This is a genomic window from Streptomyces sp. NPDC017676 (genome assembly GCF_044329325.1).
GTDB lineage: Bacteria > Actinomycetota > Actinomycetes > Streptomycetales > Streptomycetaceae > Streptomyces.
Genome location: NZ_JBIRJA010000024.1, coordinates 51,379 through 68,335 on the forward strand (window position 1 = coordinate 51,379; position 16,957 = coordinate 68,335).

Annotated in this window: 12 protein-coding genes; 8 read left to right on the forward strand and 4 right to left on the reverse strand. The window is 73.2% G+C overall.

All coding sequences use genetic code 11. From position 1 onward, the window contains the following. Window positions 1-33: 33 nt before the first annotated feature. On the reverse strand, window positions 34-1,668 hold the full coding sequence (gene abc-f / locus ACH4LD_RS37720) for a ribosomal protection-like ABC-F family protein (protein ID WP_398058346.1): 1,635 nt from the start codon (window positions 1,666-1,668) through the stop codon (window positions 34-36). A gap of 388 nt (window positions 1,669-2,056) precedes the next feature. Here abc-f and ACH4LD_RS37725 point away from each other — a divergent pair, with 388 nt between their 5' ends. Beyond that, window positions 2,057-2,779 (forward strand): molybdopterin-dependent oxidoreductase, encoded by a 723-nt coding sequence (locus tag ACH4LD_RS37725; RefSeq protein ID WP_398058347.1) that lies wholly within the window; start codon window positions 2,057-2,059, stop codon window positions 2,777-2,779. After that, a complete protein-coding gene (locus tag ACH4LD_RS37730; protein ID WP_398058348.1) occupies window positions 2,727-3,419 on the forward strand; it encodes a cytochrome b/b6 domain-containing protein in 693 nt (230 codons plus the stop codon). The genes ACH4LD_RS37725 and ACH4LD_RS37730 overlap by 53 nt, the downstream gene beginning before the upstream one ends. Window positions 3,420-4,430: 1,011 nt before the next feature. Here the strand turns inward: ACH4LD_RS37730 and ACH4LD_RS37735 are convergent. Further along, window positions 4,431-5,366: an alpha/beta hydrolase gene (locus tag ACH4LD_RS37735; RefSeq protein WP_398058349.1), complete on the reverse strand. Its 936-nt coding sequence runs from the start codon at window positions 5,364-5,366 to the stop codon at window positions 4,431-4,433. Between the two features lie 789 nt (window positions 5,367-6,155). Between ACH4LD_RS37735 and ACH4LD_RS37740 the strand changes: the two genes are divergently transcribed. The 3 genes from ACH4LD_RS37740 (at window position 6,156) to ACH4LD_RS37750 (ending at window position 9,435) form a co-directional block, all read left to right on the forward strand. Next, a complete protein-coding gene (locus tag ACH4LD_RS37740; protein ID WP_398058408.1) occupies window positions 6,156-7,517 on the forward strand; it encodes a sugar transferase in 1,362 nt (453 codons plus the stop codon). A gap of 149 nt (window positions 7,518-7,666) precedes the next feature. Further along, entirely contained in the window at window positions 7,667-8,227 is a 561-nt protein-coding gene (locus ACH4LD_RS37745; RefSeq protein WP_398058350.1) for a DapH/DapD/GlmU-related protein, read from the forward strand. Then, window positions 8,224-9,435 carry a glycosyltransferase family 4 protein gene (locus tag ACH4LD_RS37750; RefSeq protein WP_398058351.1) on the forward strand — a complete coding sequence of 404 codons (1,212 nt, stop codon included), beginning with the start codon at window positions 8,224-8,226 and terminating at the stop codon, window positions 9,433-9,435. The genes ACH4LD_RS37745 and ACH4LD_RS37750 overlap by 4 nt, the downstream gene beginning before the upstream one ends. 431 nt (window positions 9,436-9,866) lie before the next feature. Here ACH4LD_RS37750 and ACH4LD_RS37755 read toward each other — a convergent pair whose 3' ends face one another. Both ACH4LD_RS37755 and ACH4LD_RS37760 read right to left on the reverse strand, forming a co-directional pair. Further along, the gene (locus ACH4LD_RS37755) at window positions 9,867-11,075 is read right to left on the reverse strand and encodes a glycosyltransferase family 4 protein (protein ID WP_398058352.1); all 1,209 of its coding nucleotides are present in this window, start codon (window positions 11,073-11,075) and stop codon (window positions 9,867-9,869) included. A gap of 29 nt (window positions 11,076-11,104) precedes the next feature. After that, complete coding sequence (locus tag ACH4LD_RS37760) at window positions 11,105-12,085, reverse strand: NAD-dependent epimerase/dehydratase family protein (RefSeq protein WP_398058353.1); 981 nt, start codon at window positions 12,083-12,085, stop codon at window positions 11,105-11,107. Window positions 12,086-12,348: 263 nt separating this feature from the next. On the opposite strand from ACH4LD_RS37760, the gene ACH4LD_RS37765 reads away from it, so the two are divergent. Genes ACH4LD_RS37765 through ACH4LD_RS37775 form a run of 3 tightly spaced genes read left to right on the forward strand, consistent with a single transcriptional unit; the run spans window position 12,349 to window position 16,933 of the window. Next, window positions 12,349-13,821 carry a hypothetical protein gene (locus ACH4LD_RS37765; RefSeq protein WP_398058354.1) on the forward strand — a complete coding sequence of 491 codons (1,473 nt, stop codon included), beginning with the start codon at window positions 12,349-12,351 and terminating at the stop codon, window positions 13,819-13,821. Next, complete coding sequence (locus ACH4LD_RS37770) at window positions 13,818-15,407, forward strand: hypothetical protein (RefSeq protein ID WP_398058355.1); 1,590 nt, start codon at window positions 13,818-13,820, stop codon at window positions 15,405-15,407. Before ACH4LD_RS37765 ends, ACH4LD_RS37770 begins: the two co-directional genes overlap by 4 nt. Then, window positions 15,404-16,933, forward strand: coding sequence for a lipopolysaccharide biosynthesis protein (locus ACH4LD_RS37775; RefSeq protein ID WP_398058356.1), 1,530 nt, complete (start codon window positions 15,404-15,406; stop codon window positions 16,931-16,933). The genes ACH4LD_RS37770 and ACH4LD_RS37775 overlap by 4 nt, the downstream gene beginning before the upstream one ends. The last annotated feature ends 24 nt before the right edge of the window (window positions 16,934-16,957 follow it).

Below are 16,957 nucleotides of genomic sequence, written 5' to 3' on the forward strand. Positions count from 1 at the left end.
CCTCGGGCGCGGGCCCTCTCACACGACGGCGGGTCACACCGCGGGCGCTCCGGTCTCCAGCAGCTTTCCGTCGGCCAGCCGCAGCCGGCGGTTCACCCCGATCTCGGCGAGGAACCGCTCGTCGTGGCTGACCACGATGAAGGCGCCCTGGTAGGAGTGGAGCGCGCTCTCCAGCTGACCCGCGCTGACCAGGTCGAGGTTGTTGGTCGGCTCGTCGAGCAGCAGCAGGTGCGGGGCGGGCTCGGCGCACAGCACGCAGGCCAGGGTGGCGCGCAGCCGTTCGCCGCCGGACAGGACGCCGACCGGCAGGTGGGCCCGGGCGCCCCGGAAGAGGAAGCGGGCGAGCAGGTTCATCCGCTCGGCCTCGGGCCGCTCCGGGGCGAACGCGGCGAAGTTCTGCGCCACGGTGCGGTCCAGGTCCAGCAGGTCCAGGCGTTGCGAAAGGTAGGCGATGCGGCCGTCGTTCCGCTTGATCTCCCCGCTGTCCGGGGCGAGTTCGCCGGTGACCAGCCGCAGCAGCGTGGTCTTGCCGGCGCCGTTGGGCCCGGTGAGCGCGATGCGCTCGGGACCGCGGACGGTCAGGTCGACCCCGCCGTCGGCGAACACGGGCCGGCCGCCGTGGCGGACCTGCATCCCCGCGCCGGTGAACACGTTGCGCCCGGCGGGCACCTGGGTGTCGGGCAGCTCCAGGGTGAGGCGCTGCTCCTCGCGCAGCGCGCGTCCGGCCTCGTCGAGGCGGGCCCTGGCCTCGCTGACCCGGGCCGCGTGCGTCTGGCCGGCCCGGCCCGCGGACTCCTGGGCGCCGCGCTTCATGTTGCCGGCGAAGATGCGGGGCAGACCGGCGTTCTTCAGGTTGCGCGCGGCGTTGCTCGCGCGGCGCTCGGCGCGTTCGCGGGCCTGCTGCATCTCCCGCTTCTCCCGCTTCAGCTCCTGTTCCGCGTTGCGGACGTTCTTCTGGGCGACCTCCTGCTCGGCGCGCACGGCCTCCTCGTACTCGGTGAAGTTGCCGCCGTACAAGCGCAGTTCGTCGCTGCCGAGTTCGGCGATGCGTTCCATGCGGTCGAGCAGCGCGCGGTCGTGGCTGACCAGCAGCAGGCAGCCGGTGAAGTCGGAGAGCGCGTCGTAGAGCTTGTGCCGCGCCCGGAGGTCGAGGTTGTTGGTGGGCTCGTCGAGCAGCAGCACGTCCGGGCGCTTCAGCAACTGGGCGGCGAGGCCCAGGGAGACGACCTGGCCGCCGCTGAGTGTGCTCAGGCCGCGGTCCAGGGTGAGGTCGGCGAGACCCAGTCGGTCGAGCTGGGCGCGGGTGCGCTCCTCGATGTCCCAGTCGTCGCCGATGGTGGTGAAGTGCTCCTCGCTGACGTCCCCCGACTCGACGGCGTCCAGGGCGCGGATCACGTCGGCGATGCCGAGGACCTCGGCGACGGTCAGGTCGCCGGTCAGGGGCAGGCTCTGCGGCAGGTAGCCCAGCGTCCCGCTGACCGACACGGAGCCGGTGGCGGGCTTCAGTTCACCGGCGATCAGCCTGAGCAGGGTGCTCTTGCCGGAGCCGTTGGGGGCGACCAGGCCCGTACGGCCGGCGGTCACGGTGAAGGACAGGTCGTGGAAGACGGGGGTGTCGTCGGGCCAGGCGAAGGACAGGTTCGAGCAGACGACGGCGACGTCGGACATGGGGGTGACCTCGGACGGATCACGGGCAGGGAAGAGACCTCTGCCCTGGGCAGACGTATGGAAAGGGGGTACGACGAAACGGACCACCTCGGCTGCGCTCCTCGGCGCGCCCGGTGGCCGTCAGATCCGGATCTCACCCGGAGATGTCGTCGTCACCCACCACGTCTGCGACTCCTCGTCACACGGTCTACGTCGCGGACATCTTAACAGCTCCCGAGTCCCGTCCGGCCGGGCCGTTGACAGCCTCCAGGGCACATGACAGCATCGTCACCGATTTAACCGGTGACGTATGTGGTGACGGTTCGACCCGTGTTCACACACGCCGGCTCGACCGGCCGGTGCGGCACATGGCGCCGGGGCCGTCGCCACCCGAAGGAGCACACGGACCATGGCGGGAAAACCGAAGCGGAGTGCCGAGGGCGCACCGGTGGCACGGCGGGCGATGCTGGGCATGCTCGGCGCGGGCGCGGCCGGGCTCGCCGCCGCGCCCGCGCTCCAGCGCGGCTGGGAGCGATTCCTCGGCGGCGCCTCCCAGGTGGACGCCACGGGACTGACCGGACTGCTGCCGAACCCGGGCGGCTTCCGGTACTACAGCGTCGTCGGCTCGGTACCGCACAAGGACGAGACCGACTACGCGCTGCGGGTCGGCGGGCTGGTGGAGAAGCCGCGGACGTACACGCTCGCCGATCTGCGGGCGATGCCGCAGACCCGGATCGTGCACGACGTGCTGTGCACGGACGGATGGCGGGTGGAGAAGACGCCGTTCGAAGGGGTGCGGCTGGCGGACGTCCTCGACGCCGCCGGAGTGCGTTCCCCCGGCGCGGCGGTCCGCTTCACCTGCTTCGACGGTGCCTACTCCGAGAGCCTCAGCCTGGAACAGGCGCGCCGTCCGGACGTCCTGGTGGCGCTGACCATGCAGGACAAGCCCCTCACCCACGAGCACGGCGGCCCGGTCCGCCTCTACGTGGCCCCCATGTACTTCTACAAGTCGGCCAAGTGGCTGTCCGGCATCTCGGTCACCGACAAGGTCGTTCCCGGCTACTGGGAGGAACGCGGATATGCGATCGACGGCTGGCTCGACGACGCCGACCGGCACGGCGACGGGGCCTGACCCCGCCGGCCGCGTCCTGCGTTTCGGCACCGCCCAGCGCCTGGTCCACCGGGCCACCGGCGGGCTGATGCTGCTGTGCCTGGTGTCGGCCGCCTGCCTGTACCTCGGGCCGCTCGCCCAGCTCGTCGGGCGGCGGCACCTGATGGTCACCGTGCACGAGTGGTCGGGCATCTCGCTGCCACTGCCCTTCCTGCTGGGTCTCCTCTCCCCCGGCTTCCGCGCGGACCTGCGCAGGCTCAACCGCTTCGCGGTGTACGACCGGCAGTGGCTGCGGGCTGTGCGCGGGCGCCGCACGTCGCCCGGGGCGCGCCCGGCCGGCAAGTTCAACGCGGGCCAGAAGCTCTACGCGGGCTGGATCGCCGGCGCCGTCCTCGTGATGATGTCCACCGGTCTGCTGATGTGGTTCCCGGGGCCGGCCCACTTCGTCTCCCGGACCAGCGCGATCTTCGTGCACGACGTGCTGGCCTGGGCGATCACGTTCGTCCTGCTCGGACACGTGCGCAAGGCCTACGCGGATCCCGAGGCGCGGTCGGGCATGCGCACGGGATACGTCAGCCGCTCCTGGGCGGAGCGCCACCACTCCCGGTGGCTGCGGGAGGAGCACCCGGGTGACACCTCGGAGCGAGCGGGCAACGTGTGACGCGCCTCTTGGGAGGCCGACCGGTACATCCCGCTCCGGGGCACCGTCGAGTACCGGTGAGTACCGTCGGCAGGTCAGCGTCGTCACACGTGTGAGATGGCCCCTACGCGAGCCAGAGCGAGCCACGTCGATGACGCGCCGGGGGTATGTCCACCATGTCCGCGGCATCGGGTGCGAGTTCGTCGGCGGCGCCGTTCACCAGCCGCAGAACGACCCCCACTTGGGCCCGCAGCCGCTGTCGCGCCCGGCGTTCCTCCACCGCGGACCACTGGGCGACAGAGCGGTCCCGCTGGTGTCGAGCGAACGAGTGGACATGCACCGCACGGCGGACCGGGCGAGGCTGGGGCCTTCGGGACTCTCGTGCCGCATCGGTGAGGCTCCGTGCGCTGTACCTGAGGTCGTGGAGAACCACGGAACGCCAGGGCTTTCCCGACGAGCGGTCGTGCGCCCTCCGACTGTGTGCTGGGGGAAGGTGGTGGGCGGTGCGTGTCACGGGGCTCCGTTCGCAGCGACCGCCAGGTATCTCCTGGCGGGCTACCTGAAGCCCGTCGGCCCCGTCGCACGCACGTCTCCCATGCGGGCAAGCGTATCCCGCCGCTTCCCTCGGCGCGCCGCCTCGACAGGCGTCAGGCGGCGGGGCCGATGGACGCCTCTTCGGCAAGCGTCAGGCGGCGGGGTCGCCGGGTCGACGCGGGTCGTCGTCGCCGCACGGGCCCCCTGGCTCGCGACGAGGACGCCGGCGGGCTGTCCGTACGCGTTGCGGAAGGCGGTGCCGGTCCCGGTGGCGGCTCGCCACGACGACGACCATGCCCATCTCCAGGCCGTGGTCGGTGTCGTCTCCTGCGGCCGGGACGAGCGAGCGGCCGGGAGCAGTGCGGCGAGCATCTTGCCGCCCCGAGCGTTCTCGGCCGCCGCGTCAGGCCCGCGTCGGCCCAGGTGCCGTCGCCCTCGGAGGCCGCCCGGAAGACCCGGCCGCGTCGGCTCCCAGGGTCCCACCGACACTCGTCGAGCTCAGCCGTTGGCGGTGAGGTGGGTGGCGAAGAAGGTGGTGAGCTTGTCGACGGCGGGGTCGATGTACTGCTTCTTGTCGTACAGGTCGACATGGCTGGCGCCTTCGATCCAGTGCAGCTCCCTGGGCCCGGTGGCGCGCTGATGGGCCTCGACGGCCATCCAGGAGGTCACGGCGCGTTCACCGACGATCTGGAGCAGGGGGCGGTCACCGATCAGCGGGACGGCGTGGAAGGCGTCGAAGGCGGCGAGCCTGTCGATGCTCTCCCAGGCGAGGAACCTCGCGGACCGCTCGTGCCGGCCGCGGGGCGTGCAGTAGTACTCGAAGCCTTCGATGCCGTGCTCGCCGCCCAGGGCACCCGCCTCTTCCGCGGTCTCGGGGAACATCGTCATCACGCCGGGGTCCTCCCCGCGGGCGGCGGCGGTGCGGGCGCGGGCGGCGGCGTCGAGCAGACTCCGGAAGACGGCCGGGTCCTGGGTGCCGTCGGCGCCCAGGCGGAACTGGCGGGCGACGTCGGCGGGGCTGACCGTGGCCAGCGCCTTGACGCGGCGGTCGCTGCCGGCCGCGGTCAGCGCGTAGCCGCCGGAGGCGCAGATGCCCAGCAGGCCGATCCGTTCGGGGTCGGCCTCGGCGCGGGTGGTGAGGTAGGAGACGGCGGCCTTGAAGTCCTCCACGCGCTGGGCGGGGTCCTCCAGTCCGCGGGGCAGGCCGCCGGACTCGCCCTGGTGAGCGGCGTCGAAGGCGAGCGTGACGAAGCCGCGCTCGGCCATCCGCCGCGCGTAGGTGCCGGCCGTCTGCTCCTTCACGCCGGTCCCGGGGTGACCGACCACCAGCGCCGGCCGCGGACCCGGTGCCGGGGCGCCGGAGGGGTCCGGGGTGTACAGGTGCGCGGCGATCCGGACACCGGCGCTGTCGAAGCCGACATCACTCCTGCTCATGGGGCACTCCTCTGGAACGGTGGTGTGCGGCGCCGCGCCAGGGAGGCGGGCCCGGTGCCCGCACCGTCCGTGCCGGGCACCCCTTCACGGTCCACCGGTCCCCGCAGGGGCGGAAGAGACAGATATCTGCCCGGGAAAGAACGTGCCCCCCTTCGCGCCTCCGCCGCTGCACTCCTGAACTCCCCCTAACCGTCCCCCTGTCCCCTGGGGGATCACACTGACCTGCCGGGACTCGGCCGGCTCTTCGCGGTGCGGAGGGTGTCTTCATCGGCGGCCGAGGCGCGCGCTTGGCCGGACGCGCGGCCGTGGAGCAGACGTCACCGTCCCGCGGCGCTGGACGATCCGCCGCTCCAGCCCCTCGCGGCGGACGCGCTGCCACGACCGCTTCGTACGTCAGGACGGCCGGTGGCGTTTCGTGCAGCGCGCCGCGCGCATCCACCCGGTCGGCGCACCGGCCGCCACCTACGCTGACCGCCCTCGTCGCCCCGTCGGCCCGGCGATCCGGTTCCGGCGCCGTCCGGCCGGCGGGTCGAGCAGGACGTAGTAGATCTGAGGCGGTAGGCAAATCAGACATAGATGACTATTGCTTGATATAAAGATCACGTGAAGGCGTGACCGTCCCGGAGGGGGCGCTGCGGCCGCGCCGGTTGTCTGGGATTGGAGCTTCTAAGGAGAGGCATGCGGCCCTTCAGAATCGCGGCAACCCGACAGGCCCCGGTCTCCGTGTCGCGTCGGCCGGCCCATCCGGAAGGCACCCACGCACCCTGGTACGGCCCCCTGTCCGTCTGTGTGGACCTGGCCGGCGCGGCACTGCCGGTCACGGCGGCGATCGTGGAGGTCCACGAGCCCCACCCCCTGCGTCTGGCGGCCGTGGCCGCCCTGGCGTGGCCGCTGATCAGAGTGGTCGGCAAGCGGTACACGGCCTCCGCCTGGGGTGACGGCGGCGGCCTGGGAGCCGTTCTGAGGGACTGGCTGCTGCTGGTCGGCGCGCTGGCGACGCTCCGTGTGCTGTGCGGGCTGGGGAGCGTGCCGGCCGAAGCCTTCACGGCGCTGATCCCCGCACTGGTCCTCACCGCGGCCTGCCACAAGGTGATCCACCGTCATCTCCTCGCCGCACGCCGGCGTGGCCGCGCGCTGCGCCATGTCGTGGTGGTCGCAGAGGGTCCGACGATCGACGCGGTGGTCGGTCAGCTGGCCCAGCGCACCGACCACGAGTACGTGATCGTCGGCTGCTGCCCGGTCGGGGAGGACGAGGTGCTCTCCGGTGTCCCCGTGTACGCGCGGCTGCCCCGCGAGGAGCCCGGGACCCCCGAGCAGGACGCCACCACGGTGCTCGGGGCGGCCGACGGACTCTCCGCCGACCTGGTCTTCGTGGCGCCGGGCCCGCACCTGTCGGGCGAGCGGCTGCGCCGGCTGTCCTGGTCGGTGCACGACCGGGGCCGCCCGATCGTCGTGCTGCCCGGCATCGTCGAGGTCGCCCGGCGGCGGGTCCGGCTCACCTCGGCGTCCGGGCTCACCCTGCTGCACATCTCGCCGCCGCTGCGCCGTGGCATGCCGGCCCTGCTGAAGGCGGCCGTGGACCGCGTGGGCGCGCTGCTGCTGATCGTGCTGCTCTCGCCGCTGCTGCTCCTGCTGGCGCTGGCCGTGCGGCTCGGCTCCCCCGGCCCCGCCCTCTACCGTCAGATCCGGGTCGGGCAGTACAACACGCCGTTCCCGATGTGGAAGTTCCGCACGATGGTGGTCGACGCGGACCGTCTCAAGGACGAGCTGGAGGCGGCGAACGAGAACGACGGCCACATGTTCAAGATGCGCCGCGACCCCCGGGTCACGTCCGTGGGACGCGTCCTGCGCCGCTACTCGCTGGACGAGCTGCCCCAGCTGTTCAACGTCCTCCTCGGCCACATGTCCCTCGTCGGCCCGCGGCCCCCGGTGCCCGAGGAGGTCGTCAGGTACAACCCGGTGGAGATGCGCCGGCTGCACGTCAAGCCGGGGCTGACCGGGCTGTGGCAGGTGAGCGGGCGGTCGGACCTGTCCTGGCACGAGACGGTCTCGCTCGACCTGCGCTACGTCGACAACTGGTCCCCCTCCATGGACATGAACGTGATGGCCCGCACCGTGCGCGCGGTGCTGAACGGCCAGGGCGCCTACTGAAGTTCCGCCATCCGGGCAAGCCTGCCGCCAACACGCGCCGATCGCGGCGGGTTCGCCCGCCGGGGCATGAAGGATCACGCGCAGGACCACCGAGCCGAACGCCTCGGCCCTCCGGGGGATGCCGGGAAGGAACCGGAAGGAACACCGTCATGGCGCAGACCGCAGCCGTCCCGCACCGGCCCGTCGTCGAGCGATCCCTGCGCGGCTTCACCGGCGCCGGATACGACAAGGGACGCCCCCTGCCCGTGCAGGCCGCCTGGTTCGCCGTCCTCCACCTGGTCTTCGTCAAATGGTGGTGCCCGGACCGCTGGCGGCCGGTGCTGCTGCGCGCCTTCGGCGCCCGGGTCGGACAGCGGGTGCTGATCCGGCACGGGGTGCGGGTGCACTGGCCGTGGAAGCTGGAGATCGGCGACGACGTGTGGATCGGCGAGGAAGCCTGGATCCTCAACCTCGAACCGGTCACGATCGGCAGCGACTGCTGCGTCTCCCAGGGCGCGTTGCTGTGCACCGGCAGCCATCGCGCCGGTTCCGTCACGTTCGAGTTCGACAACGGCCCCGTCCGGCTGGAGCCGGGCAGCTGGGTCGCGGCCCGTGCCGTCGTCCTGCGCGGTGTCACGGTCGGCCGGGGCGCCGTGGTGGGCGCCGGCGCCGTCGCCCACCGGGACCTCGCGCCCGGCGAGGTCCTGACGACGAAGGGACGTACGGCATGAGACTGCTCCACGTCGTCACGCTCATCAGCGACGACGGTGCCTTCGGCGGTCCGCCGAGCGTCGCGGTCGCCCAGGCGCGGGAGCTGGCCGCACGCGGTCACGACGTCGCGCTGATGTCGCTGTGGCGGGGCAGCGGCCCGGCACCGGAGCGTGTCGGCGCCGTCCGGCTGCGCTCGCGTCCCGCCCGTACGCTGCTGCCGGGGCGGGGTTTCATCGGCCTGCTGCACCCCCTCCTCGTACGCGATCTGTGGCGGGCGATGCGCGGCGCCGAGGTCGTGCACGTCCACGCGGGGCGCGACCTGGTCTCCCTCTCCGCCCTCGCCGTCGCCGCCCTGCGCCGGGTGCCGTGTGTGGCGCAGACGCACGGCATGGTCGAGCCGCGCACCGCGCTCCCCGTCCGGCTGTTCGACCTGCTCTACCTGCCGCTGCTGCGCCGGGCGCGCGCCTGCTGCGTCCTGACCGAGCAGGAGCGCGGGCTGGTGGCGCGGGTGCTGGGGCCGGACGGTCCGCCGCTGCGCGTCCTGCCCAACGGCATCGAGCCGGGCCCGCCCGAACCGGCGCCGCGGCGGCCGCGCGAGCCGCATGTGCTGTTCCTGGCCCGGCTGCATCCCCGTAAGCGTCCGGAGGCCTTCGTGGAGATGGCCGCGCTGGTCCACAAGGAGGTGCCCGAGGCCCGCTTCACGCTGTACGGCCCGGACGACGGATCGCTGCCCGCCGTGCGCCGGCTCATCGAGCAGGGACCCGCGGGCGTCGTCCGCTACGGCGGGGCGCTCGACCCCGCCGAGGCCCGCGAGGCCTACCGGACGGCGGCCGTCCATGTGCTGGCGAGCGTGAACGAGCCGTTCGGCATGACGGTCATCGAGGCGCTGGCCGCCGGCACGCCCGTGGTCTGCACCGACACCTGCGGCATCGCCGACGAACTGGCCCGCCGTGGCGCCGCCCTCGTCACCGACGGCAGTCCCGAGTCCATGGCGGCAGCGGTCCGCCGGCTGCTCGGCGACCCGGAGCTGTGCGCCCGGATGGCGGAAGCCGGCCGCCGCGTGGTCGAGGACGTCTACTCCATCGGCGCCGTGGTGGACCGGCTGGAGGAGATCTACCTGGGCAGCCGCCGGAACGACCCCGCCGACCGAGGCGGCACGCACGACGGGGTACACCCGCGCGACAGCCACCCCCAGCAGCAGCCGGCCACACCGAACCCGCTCGGCTGACCCCCCGAGCCCACCCGCCGGCCCTGGCCGGGCTCGGGAGCGGGCAACCGGCGGGTGTCGGGCAGAGGCCCGGCCAAGCCGCGCCCGCGCTCCGCGCACGCCGGGGTCGCCCGGACCTGCGGGCCGGTACGAGGGGGTGGTGACCGGCGGCAGACCACCCGGCGGGGGACCGAACGAGCATCAGGCGGGTATCCGACAGGGATCCGGCAGGCGCTCGACCGCGTCCGCCTCCCCGCTCCACGCACGCCTGGATCGCCTGGACCTGTCGGCCCGGGCCCTGGGAGGGGCTGCGGACGCCAGGAAGACCAGCCGCCCGGCGTTCGACCACTTCCGCCGGTGCCGGTCCCCCGCCGGATCGGGTCCGCGCTCTGGGGCCGCGCTCGCGGACAGGCCCCCGGCGCCGGGTCGCGAACGCGCCCGGGGCGGGAGGTTCAGGGCCGGCGGCGGTTCCCGTCGGCGCTGACACCGTGGAGGATGTCCTCGAAGCGGGAGGCGCAGCCCTCCAGGGCGAACTCCCGCTCGGCCAGGGCGCGGCTCTCCTTGCCGAGCCGCTCGGCGCGGGCCGGGTCGGACAGGACCTCCCGGACCCAGGTGGCCGCACCGTCGAGTGCCGACTCCTGCGGAGGGAAGACCGCAGACCCCGCCTGCCGGAGCAGCCGCGCGGCGAGGTTGTCAGCGGGCATCAGGCCGAGCACCGGCCGCCCGGCGCACAGATAGGACAGCGTCTTGGACGGGACCGAGAACTGTCCCGCCCCCGGGTCCAGCAGGACGACGAGGACGTCACCCGTGCCCAGCACCTCGGGCAGCCGTTCGTAGGGCTGGAAGGGCAGCAGGGTCAGGCCGACGCCCCGCGCCGCGGCGGTATCCCTGAGGACGGGTACGGCGGGGCCGTCGTTGACGACGACGAGCCGTACCGGGCTTCCCTGCTCGCGCAGCCGCTCGGCCAGCCGCACCAGCAGCTCGGGGTTGTGTTTCAGTCCGAGCGTGCCGGAGTACAGCACCGTCCGCACGTCGTGCAGACCGTGCTCCGCCGACCAGCCGTTGGTCCGTGCCACGGGGACGATCTCGTCCAGCGGCGCCCAGTTGGGAATGACGGTGACCTTGCCGGCGGTACCCCACTGCTCGTGGACCCGTACGAACGAGTCGGCGATCACCACGACGGCCGCCGCCTGTCGCGCCGACCACTTCTCGCCCGCCTCGAACACCTTCGCCGCCAGGCCCATCGACTTGGCGACATCGGCGGCGGCGAAGCTCTTCAGCGCGACCGCGGTGACGTCCTGGTGCCACAGCACCCAGGGGATGCGCAGCCTCTTCAGGACGGCCGCGGTCACCACCAGGACCGGGATCGGCATGTTGGACAGCAGCGCCACGTCGGGTTTCTCGCGGCGCACCTGCCGGGCCAGTTCGAGGCCCAGCCGGGTCTCCTGGCCGAGCCGGCGGACGTAGGCGTCCTTGCGCAGTCTGACGCCGTCGCCGATGGTGGCGAAGCGCAGGCCCGCGGCGGGTGCGGCGAGGTCGCCCTTGCCGGAGACGTAGGCCGTGCAGGTCGAGTGGACGACCTGGTGACCGCGGCGCGCCAGCTCCCGGCTCAGCTGGGCCTGGAACGGGTGGCCGCTGTAGTCGTGGACGAGGATCCTCATCGTCTCGTGTCCTCGCGACGCGTCGGGCGTCACTGGTGGGAGCGCTTGACCTGGTCGTAGACCCACGCGTAGGTCCGTTCCAGTCCGTCGGCCAGGGAGACCGACGGTTCCCAGCCGTAGATCTCGCGGATCAGGGTGTTGTCGGAGTTGCGTCCGCGTACGCCCTGGGGGGCGTCCAGCCGGTGGCTGCGCTCGCAGTGGATGCCGGCGATCTTCTCGACGATGTCGACGAGCTGGTTGATGGTCACCAGCTCCGAGGAGCCGAGGTTGACCGGTTCGCCGCTGTCTCCCTCCATGATCATCTGGGTGCCGTGCAGGCAGTCGTCGATGTACATGAAGGAACGGGTCTGCAGGCCGTCGCCCCAGATCTCGATCCGGTGGTCGCCGGAGAGCACCGCCTCGGCCACCTTCCGGCACACCGCGGCGGGGGCCTTCTCCCGGCCGCCGGCCCAAGTGCCGTGCGGGCCGTAGACGTTGTGGTAGCGGGCGACGCGGGTGATGAACCCGTAGTCCTCCGTGTAGTGGCGGCACATGCGCTCGGAGAAGAGCTTCTCCCAGCCGTAGCCGTCCTCGGGCTGTGCCGGGTAGGCGTCCTCCTCGCGGAGCGCGGTGACGTTCGGGTCGGTCTGCTTTGCGGCGGCGTAGACGCAGGCGGAGGAGGAGTAGAAGTAGCGCTCCACCCCGGCCTCGTGGGCGGCCTGCAGCATGTGGGTGCTGGTCAGGACCGACATCATGCAGGCGGCCTTGTTGTTCTCGATGAAGCCCATGCCGCCCATGTCGGCGGCCAGCATGTACACCTGCCGTGCGCCCCGGACACCCGCGCGCGCGTTCTCCAGCAGCGACAGGTCGGCGATCACGTTCTCCGCGGCGTCGTGCACCTGGTACCACTGGTCCCGGGGCTTGATGTCGATGGAGCGGACGGTGAGCCCCTGGGCCAGGAGGGAGCCCACGAGATGGCCTCCGATGAATCCCCCGCCACCGGCAACGACGACGTCGACCTGCTTGCCCATGGGCAACTCCTCTGTCCGAAGATCGGATGACCTGGCGCGATAAAGCAACGCACATTTGTCCTGATTTTCGGCAAATGGCACGCCGACCGGCCTCCTCACGTCACCCGATGACGGTGCCGAGCGGACGGCCGCGGGCGGCTCCCGGACTCGCGCGCGCCTGTACGGCTTCATGGTGTACGAGCGCTATAACCCTGTTGATGAGCTTTCAGGCGAAATACCCGACTGGTGAAGACCTTCGGTGGCGCGAGGCTCCCGTCCGCAGCGTGGCCGCGGTCTCCCTCTGGGCCGTGGCGCTGCTGGTCCTGCTGCCGGGGCTGGTCCTCCAGTCGGACGGCGCGCACCTGTCGGTCCCGCTGGCCGTGCAGGGGGTGGTGCTGGGACACACCGGTGTGGCCCTCATCCGTGTGCTCACCGGGACGACGGTGCGGCTCACCGCCCTCGGTTTCTGGGTCTTCGCCTACATCTGGCTCGGCCTCGCGCCCCTGGCGCAGCTCGCCACCGACACCTACCCCTGGGCCTACCGGACCGGCCGGGGCACCGCCCTCACGGCCGTGGCCGTCGTCGAACTCGGGCTCCTCGCCCACAGTGCGGGAGCCGCCGTCGCCGCCCGCCGGGAGCGCACCCGTACGGCGGCCGGGTCCGCCGCCCGCTCGCCGGGGCCGGTGGAACGGCTGTTGTCCCGCCGTCTCGCGCCCTGGCGCCTGCTGTCGCTGTGCGGGCTCGCCCTGGCCCTGGCGGCGCTGCTCGTCCCCGGTCAACCGGGCGGTTTCAGCGCCTACTTCACGAGCCGTCAGGCGCTGCGCGAGGCGGGCTTCGCCGACGGCTCGGACGACGCGTTCCTGTCGGCCCTGCGCAGCTGGTCCCTGTCCGTGCCCGCGTTCTGGGCGCTGCTGGGCCTGCTGTACGTACCGCGCGTGCCCGGCGGCGACCGTCTGCTGCGCGGCATCCGCCGGCTGCTGCTGCCGCTGCTCCTCGCACTGAACGTCGTCGTCAACAACCCCGTCAGCAAACCGCGGTTCTGGTTCGGCACGGTCCTGCTGACCCTGCTGTTCGCCGTTCCCCGGCTGAGCCGGCCCCGCGCCTTCCGCGTCATCGCGGCCACCCTCATGGCGACCGTGCTGCTGCTCTTCCCGTACAGCGACTACTTCCGCTACAGCGACCGTGAGCAGTTCACCGTCGTCTCCCTGTCCGCGCAGTTCACCGCCAACGGCGACTACGACGCGTTCCAGCAGGTGCAGACCGGCATCGACATGGCGCGGGACGAGGGGTTCTCACCGCAGGGCGTCCTGGGTCCCGTGCTGTTCCCGGTGCCCCGCTCGCTGTGGCCGGACAAGCCGGGGGACACCGGCATCACCCTGGCCCGGTACGCCGGCTACGACTTCCTCAACCTCTCCGCCCCGCTGTGGATCGAGAGTTACCTGTGGGCCGGCCCGCCCGCCGTGGCCGCCGTGTTCTTCCTGCTCGGCGCGGCCGGCCGGCGCATGGACGACGTACGCCACCGGCTCCGCGACCGGGCGGGCGCCCTCGCGACGTTCCTGGTCCCGGCGTTCGCCTTCTACCAGATCGTCTTCCTGCGCGGCAGCCTGCTGGGGATCGTCGGCCCGCTGACGCTGCTGGTGACCGTTCCGTTGCTCGTCACCGCCCCCGGCGCCCGCGCGGCCCGGCTCGTCCCGTCGGCGCCGCCGACCGCACCCATCCGCCCCGCACCGCTCCCCGGAACAGGAGGGCACCCGTGACCGGCCCCATCCACCTCTACGACCGGTACGACGAGCCGGACCAGCTACGCGACCAGCTCCGCCGGCTCCTGCGCCACCGCGTCGTCATCGCCCTCGGTATCGTCCTGGGACTGCTCGGCGGCGCCGCCCTGGCCCTCTCCGGCGCCCATACCTACACCTCCACCAGCGAAGTCCTCGTACGCTCCACCGCCGATCCCTTCGGCACGGTCAGTGTGGCCGCCGACAGCCAGGTCAGCATGGGCACCGAGCAGCAGATCGCCGCCAGCACCGCGGTCGCCGTCCGCGCGGCACGCCTCATGGGCCAGGCCGCCGGCACGGCGGCCGCGCTGGAGGACGATCTGCGGATCACCAACCAGGCGAAGTCCCAGGTGCTGCGCTTCGAGTTCACCGCCCGCACCCCGAAGCGCGCGGCGCGCGGCGCCAACGCCTTCGCCGAGGCGTATCTGGCCGACCGCAAGGCGCGCAACGAAGCCGCCGCCCTGCGGGCCACCCGCGGCGTGGAGCAGCAGATCAAGACGGTGGAGGCGGCCCAGAAGAAGGAGACGGAGGACGACGACGCCGCCAAGGCCCTGCAGAGCCAGCTCGACACGCTGCACAAGCGCGTCGTCGACATCAACTCCCGGGACACCGAAGGAGGCGACATCGTCCGCCGGGGCGAGGCGCCCGCCCGTCCCTCGGTGCCCGGCTTGCCGGCCCTGCTCGCGCTCGGACTGGCGGGCGGTCTGGCCCTCGGCATCCTGCTGGCCTGGCTGCGCTCCGCCCTCGACACCCGGGTCCGGTCGGCCGACGAGGCCCGGGCCGCGCTGCGCACCCCGGTGCTCGGCCTGCTGCCCCCCGGGCACGCCGAGGACGACGACCTGCCGGCGGTGGGCCGCCAGGGCGGTGACCGGGCCGAGACCCTGCGCGCCCTCGCCTACCGCCTGCGCGGGACCGGTCTGCCCGCCGGCACCGGCCGGCTCCTCGTCGTCTCCCCCCGGCGCGGCGCCGCCACCGAGGAGGTCGCGGTGAATCTGGCCGCGGCCCTCGCAGAGTGCGGCGACGAGGTGCTGCTCGTGGACGCCGACCCCGGCACGGCCGCCCTCACGGCCCGGCTGCCGCTGCTGCCGGACGACGCCCGCCCGGTCGATGACGCCTCCTCCCTGCCCGCCGGGAGCCGCCTCGTCGACGCCGGGACCGCCGGGCGGTTCGCCTGCTGCGCCTGCGGCGGCACCGGTTCCCCCGACCGGGCGGGCGGGTCCGCCGCCGTCCACCGGCTGCCGGCCGGGTCCGACTCCCGCACCACGGTCGTCGTCACCCGGCCGGTCCTGGAGCACGCCGACGCCCTGGCCCTCGCCCACCGTGTCGACGGCGTCCTGCTGGTCGCCGGCCTCGGCACCACCCGGCGGGACGACCTCAGGCGGGTGCACGAGCTGGTCGGCTGCTCCGGCGGAACGCTCCTCGGCGTCGTGCTCGACGCCGGCCGCCGGCGCGGACGCCTCCGTGCCGTCCTGCGCCGCCGCCCCGCGCGCCGCCCGGAGGCGGAGACCGCCACGCCGGTCGTGGAGCTCCCGGCGCAGGACGACACGCTCTCGGTCTCCCGCGGATGACCGCCCCGGAAGCGACCGCCGCCACCCCCGCCGCCAACAGCGTCGCCGCCGCCGCGCGGGGCGGGTGGTGGGGTGTGGCGGGTTCCGCCACGAACGCCGTCTTCGCCTTCGTCTTCGTCGGCCTGATCACCCGCGCCCTGGGAGCGCAGGGCGCGGGTTCGGTCTTCACGGGCGTGGCCCTGTTCACCATCCTCAGCAACACCTGCAAGCTCGGCGCCGACACCGGGCTCGTCCGTCTGGTCTCGCGCGACATCGCGGTGGGCGGCGGCCGCTCGGTGGGCGGTCTGCTGCGCGCGGCCGTCGCACCCGCGGCCGCGGCCAGTACGGCGGCCGCCCTGCCCCTGCTGCTGTGCCCGGCGGTGGCCACCGCGCTCCTGCCGCACCTGCCGCCGGCCGACGCGGTCGCCCTGGTCCGCCTCTTCGGGCTGTTCCTGCCCGTCGCCACCGTCGGACTGGTCCTGCTCGGCGCCACCCAGGGCCACGGCACCGTGGTGCCGTTCGTCGGCGTGGAACAGGTCGGCAAGCCGGTGCTGCGCGTGCTGATCGCCGTACCGGTGGCCGCCTGTGTGCCGGGCCTGCTCCCCCTGGCCGCGGCCTGGTTGCTGCCCGCGCTGGCCGGCACCCTGGCCGCCTGGCCGGCCCTGCGCCGCTGCCGCGCCGTCCGCGGCACCGCGCGGCCGGCCGTGCGCGGGGCCGTTCCCTGGCGCGCCTTCTGGAGCTTCGCGGCACCCCGCGCGATCTCGTCCGTCTTCGACATCAGCGCGGTCTGGGTCGGCGTCCTCCTGCTGTCCGCGCTGGCCAGCGGCGCCGAGGCGGGCGTCTACACCGCCATCGGCCGCGTCGTCACCGCGGGCACCCTGCTGCAACTGGCCGTCCGGCTCGCCGTGGCACCCCAGATCAGCAGGCTCCTCGCCGTCGACCAGGTCGCCGAGGCGCGCCACCTGCACCGGGTCTCGACCTGCTGGATCGTGCTCTTCTCCTGGCCGCTGTTCGTCCTCGTCGCCGCCTTCCCGCGGACCGTGCTGTCGGTCTTCGGCCCGGAGTTCGTCCGCGGAGCGCCCGCCCTGGTCGTGCTGTGCCTGGCCTCGATGGTCAACGTGGCGGTCGGCAACGCCCAGACCGTGCTGCTGATGTCCGGCAGGAGTTCCTGGCACCTGGCCGTCACCGCGGCGGCGTTCACGGTGCAGTTGACGGTGGGCCTGCTCGCCGTGCCGCGGTGGGGCGTCGTCGGGGCCGCCGTGTCGTGGGGCGCGGCGATCGTGGTGGAGAACCTCTCGGCCGCCCTGCTCATCCGGCGGCGCCTCGGCTTCACGACCGTGGACCGGGGCTACACCACCGCCCTCGGTACCGGACTCGCCGTCTCGGTGGTGCTGGGCGCCGTGCGCTCACTGGGAGGTGACACCACGTCAGGACTCGCCGCCGGGATGACGTTGGGATTGTGTGCGTTTGGTACTACTTTGTGGTGGTATCGCAGGCCGCTGGGAGTGAGTGAGCTGGTCGGAGTCCTGCGCCGTCGCGCCGCATGAGCCCGGGCAAGGGTGTGCGGTCCG

Excerpts from the sequence above, each read along its gene's own strand:
- ACH4LD_RS37750 (WP_398058351.1), top strand. The coding sequence starts at position 8,224 with ATGAGACTGCTCCACGTCGTCACGCTCATCAGCGACGACGGTGCCTTC.
- abc-f (WP_398058346.1), bottom strand. The coding sequence starts at position 1,668 with ATGTCCGACGTCGCCGTCGTCTGCTCGAACCTGTCCTTCGCCTGGCCC.
- ACH4LD_RS37760 (WP_398058353.1), bottom strand. The coding sequence starts at position 12,085 with ATGGGCAAGCAGGTCGACGTCGTCGTTGCCGGTGGCGGGGGATTCATC.
- ACH4LD_RS37725 (WP_398058347.1), top strand. The coding sequence starts at position 2,057 with ATGGCGGGAAAACCGAAGCGGAGTGCCGAGGGCGCACCGGTGGCACGG.
- ACH4LD_RS37730 (WP_398058348.1), top strand. The coding sequence starts at position 2,727 with ATGCGATCGACGGCTGGCTCGACGACGCCGACCGGCACGGCGACGGGG.
- ACH4LD_RS37745 (WP_398058350.1), top strand. The coding sequence starts at position 7,667 with ATGGCGCAGACCGCAGCCGTCCCGCACCGGCCCGTCGTCGAGCGATCC.
- ACH4LD_RS37735 (WP_398058349.1), bottom strand. The coding sequence starts at position 5,366 with ATGAGCAGGAGTGATGTCGGCTTCGACAGCGCCGGTGTCCGGATCGCC.
- ACH4LD_RS37755 (WP_398058352.1), bottom strand. The coding sequence starts at position 11,075 with ATGAGGATCCTCGTCCACGACTACAGCGGCCACCCGTTCCAGGCCCAG.
- ACH4LD_RS37775 (WP_398058356.1), top strand. The coding sequence starts at position 15,404 with ATGACCGCCCCGGAAGCGACCGCCGCCACCCCCGCCGCCAACAGCGTC.